Origin of the sequence: Pontibacter flavimaris (assembly GCF_001907195.1) — a bacterium.
GTDB classification, from domain to species: Bacteria; Bacteroidota; Bacteroidia; order Cytophagales; family Hymenobacteraceae; genus Pontibacter; species Pontibacter flavimaris.
In genome coordinates this window covers 259917-272732 of the sequence record NZ_LVWA01000010.1, presented here as the reverse complement: position 1 = coordinate 272732, position 12816 = coordinate 259917, and the positions used below count along the sequence as shown (strand labels likewise).

The window sequence follows — 12816 nt, the reverse complement described above, 5'->3', positions numbered from 1 at the left end:
TTATCGCTTTATAAACACAAAGACCGACACGCCCAGCAGCACCAGCAAGATAATGTTGGTGTAGCGCTTTATCTCATTGAAAAGATGCACGCTTACAAGTGTGTTGTCTTCGTTTTTGATGATTTTATAGAAAGAACCCAGGTCCCGCGACATCACCAGGGCGTCGCTGTCGGGGGCGCCGGTTACGTGCACCTGCAGGGTTGGCCGCAGCGTATCGTAGGCGGCCGTGGAAGGGTTAAAGTAGACCCACTCCATTTTCCGGCCCATGTCATACACCCCGGCCTCGCGGGCTATGATGGTGTAGGCAAAGCGCTTGGAGCCCATGACCGTGCCTGCGCGCCGGGTAACCTCCTGCTGCACATCGGGCGGGTAAAACTCCAGCCCTGCCGGCGCTGTGGGGTTGGGCGGCATGATGGCGTCCAGGTTGCCGGTGCCCTCCACCTGAAACACGTAGTTAAAGGTCTTGTTCACCGGAACCACCTCCTGCGAGAGGCGCTCCTGCAGGCGGTAATCGCCCACGGCCACTACATCGCGCAGCGGGTGCGGCGGCAGCTCCTTTACCTGCACCTCGCGCGGCCTGGAGAAAAACGTCTTGTAGCCCTCCTGCCGGTCCTGGGTGAGCAGCGTCGGGTTTTTGGCCACTTTATACTTTATCATCCGGAGCCGGAGCTGCGGAAACGTTAGCGGCTTGGCCATGATGGGGTACAGCACCGCCTCGTAGAGCTTAAAGCGCAGGTAGGGCTCGCCCTGCACCGTTACGTTCTCCGGGGTTATCTCCGTAAAGTCGAAGGTCTCCTCCCACACATGCGACTGCTTCAGCTGGCGCAGAATGGCGTTCATCTGGTTCACGAAATCGTAGAAATCGAGCAGGCGCTGGTCCTGCTCGGCCAGGTAAAAGTATAGCGCCACGTTCACGCCCTCTCCCACAAAAACCTCGTCTTTGTCGGTATAAACCGTCAGGAAGGCATTGTCTTCCCTGTCCACGAACTCGGCCTGCTGCTCGGGCTGCACCTGCTGCTCCTCCGGCAAAATCATATTGGGGGGCAGGTTGGCGTCCTGCGGCACATCGGCCTGCATCTCCGTCACGTTTATCACCATCCCCTCCGACTGCAGGGTCTGCCCGTTCACCTTCATCATGAAAGGTTTCAAAGTATACGTGCCCTCGTCCAGGGCGGCGTAGTTCTGGGTGATGGTGAGGATAGTGGTGGTGGTGCCGCCGGTGATGATGGTTTTGGTGGAGGAATATTTGTTGCTCTTTTTGAAGCCTTCGATCTCGGGGAAAGAAGTATACTCCTGCAGCTGCTGGTTCTGTAGCCTTACCGAGACTGTGTAGTACTGGTTTAGCGGCAGCGAACTCTTACCCAGCTCAATAGCTATCTGCTGCGCCAGGGCCGGCACAAACAGTAGGAGGCAAAGTATAAGGGTCAGCGTTAAGGCTCGCATGGTTCGGGGGCCGCTGCGCTGCGGCAAGTCGCTATGGGGTACAAAGGCAAATTTAATACTTTTTCGGTAGGAACCGCGTTCTTAGGGCAAAGGCGCACAAGGCCGCAAAATTGGCTTTAGCTGCCGGCAGTGCCGTTTCCGGCGCATTAGCTGCTGCGCCATCCTGTAGAACGCCGCAGCCGGCGGCAAAAGTATAACCGCGGTATCTGAAGGCTTCTGACAGAGTCTGGATGGCTTGAAGTGGCGTTATACTTTATGAACAAATTTCAAGCTTTTGCTTATGTTAAATATGATTATACCAATACGATACCACCATTTAAAACTTTGCCCGTAAGTATAACCATACTATGAAAATAGCTTACTATTCACAAAAATGCTGGAATACGTTAAGACAATCTTAGTGAAGGTCAGCTTCGATAAGATGTTGTTTGAAAAGGAGCTGCGCAAAGCTTTTAGAGTACTCGTGAAGGAGGAAATTGAGCAATTAAAACAATGGTGCTACGACCAGTTCTCGGGTGTATACCTGATCATCCTTAACCGTGTTTTCCTGAAGCACCAGACCTGAGTTTATTCCTCTTTTTCCGGGGTGCCCTGCACAAAGCGGATGTTGCGCATCAGGCCGTTGTAGCCGGTGCGCTTCACAGCTGACTTCTTAAACAGCTGCGAGAACACCTCGTGCGTCAGTTCCTGCCAATCGCTGGTCTTCAGCTCCTTCAGGTGCGGGTGCGGCGCAAAGGCGGGCTCGCTGTGCGGTTTGCTGAAGCGGTTCCAGGGGCACACATCCTGGCAAATATCACAGCCGAAGACCCAGTTCCCGAACTTCCCGTTCATTTCCTGCGGCAGCTGGTCCTTCAGCTCTATGGTAAAGTATGAGATGCACTTGCTGCCGTCCACTACATGAGGCTCCACGATGGCATCCGTCGGGCAGGCATCGATGCACTTGGTACAACTTCCGCAGTAATCCTTGATAGGCCCGTCGTACTCCAGTTCCAGGTCAATGATCAGTTCGGCAATGAAGTAAAAGCTGCCCGCTTGCGGCGTGATCAGGAGCGTGTGCTTGCCAACCCAGCCCAGCCCGCTTTTTGCGGCCCAGGCCTTGTCGAGCACCGGGGCAGAGTCTACGAAGCAGCGGCCGCCTACCTCTCCTATACTTTCGTTGATGTACTGGAGCAGCGTCTTTAGCTTGTCTTTGATGATGAAGTGGTAATCGGTGCCATAGGCGTACTTCGATATTTTAAGGGTATCGTCCTCCTGCTGCTGCATCTCCTTCTCCGGGTAATAATTGAGCAGCAGCGACACCACCGACTTGGCCCCATCCACTAGCAGGCGCGGGTCCAGGCGCTTGTCGAAGTGGTTCTCCATGTAGTGCATCTGCCCGTGCATGCGCTGGTTCAGCCAATTTTCCAGCCGGGGCGCCTCCTCCTCCAGAAAATCAGCCTTAGAGATGCCGCAGTACATAAAGCCCAGTTCACTGGCCTTCTGCTTGATCAGGTATGTGTAGTCGGATTTGTTCAAGTTATACTTTGCAGCCGCTGTTATACTTGGTGGCTATACTTTCAGAAGAACAAAGTTAGGGAGAAAAAGGTCCGGATTATACTTTGTAGTTACTGGCGCAGTGTGAAGAGCAAAATATATTTCGCTCTACAAATCTTCTCTTCTTTGCTTTTAGTTAAATATTCAATAGACAGAATACAATCTGAACTACCACTAATTGTTTTTATTATATATATTGCTTTACACATCTAATACCTAATAATCTTACCTGAAGATATTAGAGATCAACCATGAGTACAAGCAAAGTATAAATCTTCAAACCACGAGCATGGAAATCAAACCCTTTAATGAAATCAACCTGAATGACCCCTTTTTCGATTCTCTAAAAGCTGATTATTCAGAATTTGAGCAATGGTACGTAAAAAAGGCTAAAACTGGAGCTACAGCATATGTAATGCATGACGAAAACGATCAAGTACAGGCATTCCTATACTTGAAGGTAGAAGAGGGTGCTATTACAGATGTTGAGCCTGCGTTACCTAATCAAAAGTGGTTGAAGGTAGGTACCTTCAAAGTAAACCCACATGGGACAAGATTAGGTGAAAAATTCATAAAAAAGATTCTCGATAATGCAGTGGTATCACAAACACCGGCTATTTATGTAACTGTATTTCCCAAACATGAAAACCTAATCAATCTTCTTTCAAGATATGGATTTGAGAAGGAGGGGGTAAAGAGTACTACAAATGGAAATGAAGATGTGATGGTCAAGTATATGACCGTTTTACAAGATAATTTACTTAAAGATTATCCACTTATTACTTCGAAAAACAGCAGTAAGTACGTCCTTGGTATTAAACCAGAATTTCATACAAAACTATTCCCTGATTCAAAACTACTTAACGAACAGTATGATTTAATTCAAGATGTATCACACACAAACAGTATACATAAAGTATATATTTGTTTTATGGAAGTTGGTGCGCTGAAACCTGGAGACCTTATTGCCATTTATAGAACATCAGATGGATTGGGGCCTGCCAGATTTAGAAGCGTTATAACTTCTATTTGTGTGGTTGAGGAGATCAAGACACGTAACGATTTTGCTTCAATTGATGAATATTTAAATTACTGTAGAAGCTATAGTGTCTTCAACGATGCTGAGTTAACACAATGGTATACTAAATCGGGGAAATTATATGTTATAAAAATGACATATAATGTTGCGTTAAAGAAGCGCATCACAAATGGGGTCTTAAAGGATGAATTAGGTATAGATCCAGGTTATTGGGGATTCTTTAAATTAACCGACCAACAACTATTAGGATTGTTACAAAAGGGAGAAGTTAATGAAAGTATTATTATCAATTAAGCCCGTATATGTCGAGCAGATATTTAATGGAACAAAGAAATTCGAGTACAGAAAATCCATATTTAAGGATAAATCAGTAACGCAGGTTATTGTTTATAGTACCATGCCTGTGGGCAAAATTGTTGGTGAATTTTCTATTGAGGAAATTTTGAATGATGAGCCAAAAGCAATTTGGTTTGAGACAAAAGAGCACTCAGGGGTTCAAGAAAGATTCTTCAAGGAGTATTTTAAAGGACGGAAAAACGCTTATGCAATTAAAATAGCGAATCCCTCTTTGTATGATATACCAATTGATCCTAAAGAGTTAAGTATAGCTTTTACTCCTCCACAGTCATTTATGTACATAGACAAGATCAGTGAATTATATATACAAAAGGCGGAGGAATGTTTAGAAGCTCCTGCGTTTTAAAATTAAAATTCATCCTCCCCAAACAAAAAAGCAGGCCCATCAGAGCCTGCTTTTTCACTTTATCACAAACAGTATATTTACTCAGATTGATCAAACAACCCGCCTGACACCTCCTGCTGCGGCGGAATCTTGCCCAGGTGCCTATACGCTGCCTCGGTTGCTTCACGGCCGCGGGCGGTACGCTTGATGTAGCCTTCCTGGATCAGGAACGGCTCGTATACTTCCTCGATCGTTTCGGCTTCTTCGCCGCAAGCCGTGGCGATAGTGGAGATACCCACCGGACCACCTTTATACTTGTCGATGATGCAGGAAAGGATGCGCTTGTCCATATCGTCAAGGCCGTTATGGTCCACGTCGAGGGCGTGCAGGGCAAACTTGGCTATCTCCACATCGATGCTGCCGTTGCCTTTTACCTGGGCAAAGTCGCGGGTGCGGCGCAGCAGGTTGTTGGCAATTCGCGGCGTGCCCCGGCTGCGGCGGGCAATCTCGAACGCGGCATCCTCATGTATCGGTGCGCCCAGCAGGGCAGACGAACGCTTCACGATGGTGGTCAGCAGTTCGGCATCGTAGTATTCCAGGCGCGAGTTAATGCTGAAGCGAGCACGCAGCGGCGCCGTGAGCAAACCAGAGCGCGTGGTGGCCCCAATCAGCGTAAACGGGTTCAGGCTGATCTGCACGGAACGGGCGTTCGGGCCCGAATCGAGCATGATATCAATTTTGTAATCCTCCATGGCCGAGTAGAGGTACTCCTCCACGATCGGGTTGAGGCGGTGGATCTCGTCGATGAACAGCACGTCGTTGGCCTCCAGGTTGGTGAGCAGGCCCGCCAGATCGCTGGGCTTATCAAGCACCGGGCCCGAGGTCATTTTGATGCCTGCGTCCAGCTCTGAGGCAATAATATGCGAGAGCGTGGTTTTACCCAGTCCCGGAGGGCCGTGCAGCAGCACGTGGTCCAGGGCCTCGCCGCGGCGTTTGGCCGCCTGCACAAATATTTTCAGGTTCTCCACCACCTTGGCCTGACCGGTAAAGTCGTGGAAACTGAGCGGGCGGAGGGCCTTGTCTATGTCGCGTTCAGCCGGCGTCATGTAATCGTTCTCGCCGGTGAGATAATCTTCTCTCATAAGTATGATCTTCTACAAAAAATGAGCTTTCGCTGCTTCTAAAGGTAACAGTTTCGGCGGTGCTTTCGCTCCATTTCAGCCTACGAATTTACGCATTCTTGCTAACTAAATTATAGTTGTTCGCCATAAATCCAACATCGTTAGCAAGCTTAAAACAAAGGTTGTTAAAATTGAGGCGGCTGTAGTACCTTAGGCCGTATGCAAGCGCACCAGCAAAAAATAACCAGCCACGCCTTCTTCAGCCCGGGCGACGACTGCCTCAACGCCATTGTCGAAAGTATGAGCGGGGCCGGGAAGAATATAAAGATCTGCGTGTTCACGATCAGCGACAACCGCATCGCGGAGGCCATTCTGGAAGCGCACCGGCGTGGGGTAAGCATCAAGATCATCACCGATAACAACAAACTCCACGACACCGGCTCGGACATCCGGGAGCTGGCCGTGCGGGGCCTGGAGGTGCGGATAGACAAGACGCGCAGCCACATGCACCACAAGTTCGCCATTTTTGATGAGACGCGCGTGCTGACCGGCAGCTACAACTGGACCCGCAGCGCCGCCCTCTACAACCACGAAAACATCCTGGTGACCGATAACCTGAGCATCGTGCAGGACTACAGCCGCGAGTTTGACCGGCTCTGGCAGGAGATGATGAAGTATAACCCGGGCGGCAAAAGCCGAGAGGATTTCCGGGAGGAGGAGGAAGAGGAGTAGTGGCTAAAGAGAGTATGCTAATTAGCAGGATTTATACTTTGCCGTTTTGGACATCCTGGTCTAAAGCTCCTCCGCTGCGGACTTCTCAGTCCTCTTACATGCCGCAAGTTTAGCTTTAGCGTAACTTGTGGCTGTGCATGGCAGCAAGTTTGCAACTTGCTTTGCTTTGAAAAAGCAAACACAACTATAGCCGCAACTATTTGAAGTATAGTTTTTCCTGCTCGTTTCTGCTAACGCAGAAAGCCAGTTACAAACTGGCACCATTAATAACCACAAGTTACGCTAACGCTAAACTTGCGGTATGTACGGTTAGACAAGGTGCTTTGAAGCATGGATAAATAGCCAACCAGAAAAGTATAAACCTAACCCACGAGCAGGGTCGTTTCATCCATCCTAATTTATTTATACTCCTGTATGCCCTCGCTCGCCTCCAAGGCTTAGAAATAAAAAGGCAGCCGCTTCCGCAACTGCCTTTACTATACTTTATCGCCCTCCCCTGTTTTTAGGGGAGGGTTGGGAGGGGTCTACTTAAACGCCTGAATCCCGGTGATATCTGCGCCGGTTATCAGCAGGTGAATATCGTGGGTTCCTTCGTAAGTGATTACCGATTCGAGGTTCATCATGTGGCGCATGATCGGGTACTCGCCCGTGATGCCCATGCCGCCATGGATCTGTCGTGCTTCGCGGGCAATGTGCAGGGCCATGTCTACGCTGTTGCGTTTCGCCATGGAGATCTGCTGCGTCGTGGCTTTGCCTTCGTTCATCAACGTGCCTAAGCGCCATACCATCAGTTGTGCCTTCGTGATCTCGGTCAGCATTTCGGCCAGTTTCTTCTGCGTGAGCTGGAAGCCGCCGATTGGCTTATCGAACTGCACACGCTCTTTGCTATACTTCAGCGCCGACTCGTAGCAATCGATAGCCGCTCCAATGGCTCCCCACGAAATACCGTAACGGGCAGAATCGAGGCAACCCAGCGGACCGCGCAGGCCGTCGATGTTGGGCAGCAGGTTCTCTTTCGGCACTTTCACGTTATCGAACACCAATTCACCGGTGCAGCTGGCGCGCAAACTCCACTTATTATGGATCTCCGGTGTGGTAAAGCCTTCCATTCCGCGCTCCACGATCAGGCCTTTGATGCGGCCTTCTTCGTTCTTAGCCCAAACTACAGCTACCTGGCACTCCGGGGAATTTGATATCCACATTTTAGAACCGTTGAGCAGATAATGATCGCCCATGTCTTTGATGTTGGTGACCATGCCGCCCGGGTTCGAACCGAAGTCGGGTTCTGTCAGGCCAAAGCAGCCCAGCCATTCGCCGCTTGCCAGCTTAGGCAGGTATTTATTGCGCTGCTCCTCGGAGCCATACTTGTAGATGGGGTACATCACCAGCGAGCCCTGCACCGAAGCCGTGGAACGCATGCCCGAATCGCCGCGCTCGATCTCCTGCATGATAATGCCGTAGCTGATGTAATCGAGGCCACCGCCGCCGTACTCGGTCGGGATGGTCGGGCCGAAAGCACCCACATCGCCAAACTTCTTCACGATTTCGGAAGGAAAGTGTGCGTCCTGTGCCCACTGCTCAATTTTAGGAGAGATTTCGCGCTTCACAAAGTCGCGCATGGTCTGGCGGATGAGCAGGTGCTCCTCGGTGAGCAGGTCATCGATGTTATAGTAGTCAGGCGCACCTGTTGGTTCGTAAGCCATAGTTTTGTTTTAAGGTGAAAGAGAGAAAGGGTAATACGCAAAGATAAAATATTAAGTATAACCTGTGTGTTCTGATAGTTAAATTGTTGAATGGCGGATTTGTTGCCTTCTCTGGCATTCTCCAAGTAAACATTTCATGTCGCAAGTTTGAGCGCAGCGGTAACTTGTGATTTAAATTGATGCCAGTTTGTAACTGGCTTTCTGCACAAGCAGAAAAGTATAGATTATAGTTCTATTGCTGCGGATAATGTGACCCTTGCTTTTTCAAAGCAAAGCAAGTTGCAAACTTGCTGCCATGCATAACCACAAGTTACCGCTGCGCTCAAACTTGCGGCATGTCTCCGTAATCACAGCCTAATACGGAGAATCCATAAACCTCAAGAATCTTTGTCAAAGAAAAAGCCCCACCAAACGGGCGGGGCTCCTTCTCTAAAAGTATGGATTTATACTTTAAAACTTCACGCCCAGGGATAGCAGGAAGTTGCGGGTAGCTTGCGGGTAGTAATAGTTGTAGTCGTAGCGATTGCTATCGCCGGTGTACTGCTCGCTCCAGGTATAGCCGTTGGCCACGTACTTCTTGTTGAAAAGGTTGTTTACCAGCACGGCCAGCTCCACTTCCCGCATAAAGGATGGCTTTAAGGTATAGCGCAGGCGCAGGTCAGCCACCTGGTAGGCATCGATTTTACGATCCTCCGAAGCTGTGTTATCCAGGTACTGCTTGCCCACGGTTTTGTAAAGTATAGCCGCCCGGAAGCCCTTTACTGGCTGCACCTCCAGCTTGTGCGCCGACACCACGGCCGGTGAGAAAGAAATGTCTGTCTCCTTGTAGTTGGTTTCCACCACATCCTCCACGTTGTAGTCGGCATCATACACATACAGGTACTCGGTGTAGTTGCGGATCTTGTTTCGGCTGAAGGTCACGTTGCTGCTCAGTTCCACCACATCGTTAAAATTAACCAGGCCCGCCAACTCTACGCCTGCGCGGTAGCTGTCTTTGATGTTGGTGCGTAGGGGCGAGCCTACGTCGTTCAGCTGTCCGGTCAGTACCAGTTGGTTGTTGTAGTCCATGTAGTAGATGTTGGCATCCACGTTATAGCGGGTAGTTTGCCTGTTGCCACGCAGGCGGTATCCGGCCTCCAGGTTGTAGAGCGTTTCGGCCTTCGGGTCGGCGGCGCCTGCCTGGGTGTTCTGCGGCTTATCGGTAAAGTCGGAGCGGGATGGCTCGCGGTTGCCCACAGCATACGAGGCATAGGCAGTCTGGCCTTCGGTTAGCTGGTAAGTGACGCCCGCCTTGGGGTTCACAAAGCTGAAATCCGCTTCCTGCGTTACGTTGCGGTTGTCGTCATCCACCCCTTCAATACTATAATCGATGGTGCGGTACTGCAGGTCGCCGAATACGCCCAGGCGCTCGGTGAGCTGGTAGTTGACCTTACCAAAAATATTGAAGTCCGTTTTCAGGGCGTTGTTGAAATAATAGCGCTGGCCCAACTCACTGTCGGAGGCGTAACGGGCCCAGATCACCTCACCAAAGTGGTCACCGTCATACTTGTTCCAGGCACCGCCCAGCGTAGCGTTCAGCTTACCGGCCACATCAGTATAATTCAGGGCATAAGTCGCGCCGTAGAAATAGTTATCTAGCCACTTCTGGCGGATCAGGTCAGAGCGGCTGATGGTGGTATCACCCAGCACCACCGGCGCGATGCCGTAGTTGGCCAGCTTCTGGTTATACTTATACTGCTCATAGTAGCCGCGGCCGCGGGTAAAGTGGAAGGCACCGCCCAGGTTCAGGCGCGGCAGCAGATCTTTGGAGTAGTGCAGCTGGTAGTGGTCCTGCTGGTAATTGTCGGTCTCGTTCTCGTAAGTAAAGCCGTTGTAGGTGCGGTCGGTTTCCAGCTTGTCTTCCGGCACCCCATCCCAGGCCTGGTAGGTTTTCTCCCGGCCCGAGAAGGTCACAAACTTAAGCATACCGGTTTTACCATGGTAGCCCGCCGCCAGGTAGTAGGATTTTAAATCGGAAGAGGCGCGGTCGATGTAGCCGTCGGAGGAGATTTTGGATAGCCGCCCGTCGATGGTAAATTTATCGTTGAGCAAGCCAGAGCCGAAGGAAACCGAGTGGCGCCAGGTGTTGTAGGAGCCAAAGGCGTTCACAGCCTCGGCATAGGCCTCCCGGTTCACGCCGATGGTACGGATGTTCATACTTGCCCCGAAGGCGCCGGCGCCGTTGGTAGAGGTACCCACGCCCCGCTGCACCTGCAGGTCCTCAATAGAAGAGGCCAGGTCGGGCATGTTCACGAAAAAGGTGCCATGGCTTTCGGAATCGTTGATCGGGATGCCGTTTACCGTCACGTTGATGCGTGTGATATCGGAGCCCCGGATGCGGATGCCGGTGTAGCCTACGCCCGCGCCGGCATCAGAAGTGACTACCACCGAGGGCATCTGCTCCAGCAGGTAAGGCAAATCCTGGCCAAAGTTGCGCTCAGTTATCTCCTGCTTGGTTACGTTGGTAAAGGTCGTGCCTGTTTTCTCGCTGGCCCGCGTGGCCGACACCACTACCTCGCCGGTTTGCATGGCCTGCGGCCGCAGCTGTATCTGCACCTGCTCGCCCTGGGGCAGGTTTATACGTACCTGCTGCTGCTCAAAGCCCAGGTAGGTCACTTTTAAAGTATAGGTCCCGTCCGGAAGGTTGGGAAAGGAGAAGGTGCCGCCGCTGCCGGTGGCTGTGGCGGTGTTGGCCCCCTGCAGCACGACGGTAGCGCCGGCCAGGGGTTCGTTTGTGTCGGCATTGCGCACACGCCCGCTCAGGGTATGTTGCGCCAACAGCTGCATTGGCAGTACAATCGCTGCCAGCGCAATCAAAAAGATTTTCATTGGGTATAGAAAAAGAAAATGGTGAAACATACAGACACGCCAGGGGTAGGCATCCTGCTACTTTGTTTCCCGAACCTCTCCCTTCGCCGGCATTACCCGGATCAGGTTCTATGGGTATGATCTCAGCCCGTAATCTTTGGGCACCCCTGAGTACCGGCAAAGGTATGCCACTTTATCTTCTAAACCAAAATCAGGGTTAATTTATACTTCAGCAATTCATAACACAAGCTTTACGGCTCCTGCTAAATTTTACCCCTGACGGATAACCACTTAGCCTGAAAGTACGTTCTAAAGCTTATTAAGGCACTATAGTTTTTACCATTTGTAAACAAGCTTTTTGCCATGCAGAGAGATCAGCAGAAGTTGAAAAACAAAAGAGAACCGTGATGATGATCAGCATATTGTATACAGTAGCCTTGCTAACCATACTGGCATATTATGCCTTTTCCCCACGCACTAAATTCAACCGCCCCCCTTCCACCGACAACGACGATGACGGAGGCGAGCCTTTAGGAGATGACTTGCCAGATCTGGACCTTCCGCCAGGCATATCGCTTCCTGTAAGCGACTTCGAGCCGAAGTATGATATCAGGAAGATTACGGTTCCGAAGTTTCCGGAGCCATCACTGCACTAGGTCCTAAACCCGCAGGAACCGAAAAGCCCCGGCATGTTTTAGCTACATGCCGGGGCTTTTCGGTTCCTGAAAGTTAGAGAGTTAGAGAGTTTGGGAGTTGAAAAGTTAGAAGGTTAGAAAGTTAAAAAGTTTGGAAGATAAGCACTCAAATCTAATAACGAACAACGAATAACGACCCTACAGCACCGTGATAGTATAGGTGCGGGCGAAGCTCTGCTCCGGGCCCAGCTGGTTGATGCCTTCCTTCTCGGTGATGTCGCCGCTCTCGCCTACCCTGCCAGCAATGCCGCACCAAGGCTCGATGCACACGTAGCGCGGGTGCTCCGGCTTGCCCCAGATGCCCAGGTACGGGAAGCCCTCAAACGCCACCTCCACGCGGCGCGGGTTCTTCGGGCTGCCCAGCACCACCTGCTCCGACTGCATCTCCTTAAACACGAGCGCGTCCTTGTAGAAGTAACTGCTCTTGAGCGGCAGCACCCGCTCCTGCTCCATCACCGCCTCGGTATTGCCGTTCTGCAGGCCGTCCTCGCTCAGCAGGTGGCGATGCAGTGTCTCTTCCTGCTCAAACTCTATAGAGTAATCCTCAAACGCCTCGTTCGGGTAAAAAGGGACGTTAAAACCCGGGTGGCCGCCAATGGAAAAGTATAAAGCCTGCTTGCCGGCGTTGGCCACGTGGTAGGTAACCGAGAGCTTGTTCCATTCCAACGTATAAGCCACCAGCAACCTGAACTCGAATGGGTACTGCTGCAGCGTCTCCTCGTCCTCGGTCAGCTGGAATACGAGCTTGTCGTGGTGCTCCTCCACCAGCTCGAACTCCTTGCGGCGGGCAAAGCCGTGGCGCTTCATGCCATACTGCCTGCCCTCAAAAGTATACTGCTGCCCCGGCAGCTCCCCCACAATCGGGAAGAGGTTGGGGGCGTGGCCCGCCCATACTTGCGGATCGGCCTGCCAGATAAACTCCAGGTTCTCGTCTTTCTTGATGAAGTGGTGCAGCTCGGCACCCAGCGTATCGACGCCCACTTTATAGTTCTCGTTCTCCAGGAAGTATAGCATGTCCGGT

Annotated in this window: 11 protein-coding genes and 1 riboswitch; of the genes, 5 read left to right on the top strand and 6 right to left on the bottom strand. The window is 51.3% G+C overall.

The window, feature by feature from the left end; genetic code table 11:
• Nucleotides 1-1443 carry a BatD family protein gene (locus tag A3841_RS16645; protein ID WP_139307992.1) on the bottom strand — a complete coding sequence of 481 codons (1443 nt, stop codon included), beginning with the start codon at nucleotides 1441-1443 and terminating at the stop codon, nucleotides 1-3.
• 373 nt (nucleotides 1444-1816) lie between these two features.
• Between A3841_RS16645 and A3841_RS16640 the strand changes: the two genes are divergently transcribed.
• Nucleotides 1817-2008, top strand: coding sequence for a hypothetical protein (locus A3841_RS16640; protein ID WP_073853964.1), 192 nt, complete (start codon nucleotides 1817-1819; stop codon nucleotides 2006-2008).
• Between the two features lie 2 nt (nucleotides 2009-2010).
• Here the strand turns inward: A3841_RS16640 and queG are convergent, their stop codons facing one another.
• Nucleotides 2011-2958: a tRNA epoxyqueuosine(34) reductase QueG gene (queG, locus tag A3841_RS16635; RefSeq protein ID WP_073853962.1), complete on the bottom strand. Its 948-nt coding sequence runs from the start codon at nucleotides 2956-2958 to the stop codon at nucleotides 2011-2013.
• 307 nt (nucleotides 2959-3265) lie between these two features.
• On the opposite strand from queG, the gene A3841_RS16630 reads away from it, so the two are divergent.
• Both A3841_RS16630 and A3841_RS16625 read left to right on the top strand, forming a co-directional pair.
• Nucleotides 3266-4309, top strand: coding sequence for an N-acetyltransferase (locus tag A3841_RS16630; protein WP_073853960.1), 1044 nt, complete (start codon nucleotides 3266-3268; stop codon nucleotides 4307-4309).
• On the top strand, nucleotides 4287-4718 hold the full coding sequence (locus A3841_RS16625; protein ID WP_073853958.1) for an ASCH domain-containing protein: 432 nt from the start codon (nucleotides 4287-4289) through the stop codon (nucleotides 4716-4718). The genes A3841_RS16630 and A3841_RS16625 overlap by 23 nt, the downstream gene beginning before the upstream one ends.
• A gap of 77 nt (nucleotides 4719-4795) precedes the next feature.
• On the opposite strand, the gene ruvB is transcribed toward A3841_RS16625, so the two are convergent.
• Complete coding sequence (ruvB, locus tag A3841_RS16620) at nucleotides 4796-5839, bottom strand: Holliday junction branch migration DNA helicase RuvB (RefSeq protein ID WP_073853956.1); 1044 nt, start codon at nucleotides 5837-5839, stop codon at nucleotides 4796-4798.
• A 198-nt stretch (nucleotides 5840-6037) separates the two neighbouring features.
• Here ruvB and A3841_RS16615 point away from each other — a divergent pair, with 198 nt between their 5' ends.
• Nucleotides 6038-6550, top strand: a complete 513-nt coding sequence (locus A3841_RS16615; RefSeq protein ID WP_073853954.1) for a phospholipase D-like domain-containing protein — start codon at nucleotides 6038-6040, stop codon at nucleotides 6548-6550.
• Between the two features lie 524 nt (nucleotides 6551-7074).
• On the opposite strand, the gene A3841_RS16610 is transcribed toward A3841_RS16615, so the two are convergent.
• Nucleotides 7075-8253 (bottom strand): acyl-CoA dehydrogenase family protein, encoded by a 1179-nt coding sequence (locus A3841_RS16610; protein ID WP_073853952.1) that lies wholly within the window; start codon nucleotides 8251-8253, stop codon nucleotides 7075-7077.
• A 450-nt stretch (nucleotides 8254-8703) separates the two neighbouring features.
• Complete coding sequence (locus A3841_RS16605) at nucleotides 8704-11121, bottom strand: TonB-dependent receptor (RefSeq protein WP_073853950.1); 2418 nt, start codon at nucleotides 11119-11121, stop codon at nucleotides 8704-8706.
• Between the two features lie 61 nt (nucleotides 11122-11182).
• Nucleotides 11183-11279: riboswitch (TPP riboswitch) on the bottom strand.
• Between the two features lie 228 nt (nucleotides 11280-11507).
• Here A3841_RS16605 and A3841_RS16600 point away from each other — a divergent pair.
• Complete coding sequence (locus A3841_RS16600; protein ID WP_073853948.1) at nucleotides 11508-11756, top strand: hypothetical protein; 249 nt, start codon at nucleotides 11508-11510, stop codon at nucleotides 11754-11756.
• 177 nt (nucleotides 11757-11933) lie between these two features.
• On the opposite strand, the gene A3841_RS16595 is transcribed toward A3841_RS16600, so the two are convergent.
• Nucleotides 11934-12809: an aldose 1-epimerase family protein gene (locus tag A3841_RS16595; RefSeq protein WP_073853946.1), complete on the bottom strand. Its 876-nt coding sequence runs from the start codon at nucleotides 12807-12809 to the stop codon at nucleotides 11934-11936.
• Between the last annotated feature and the right edge of the window lie 7 nt (nucleotides 12810-12816).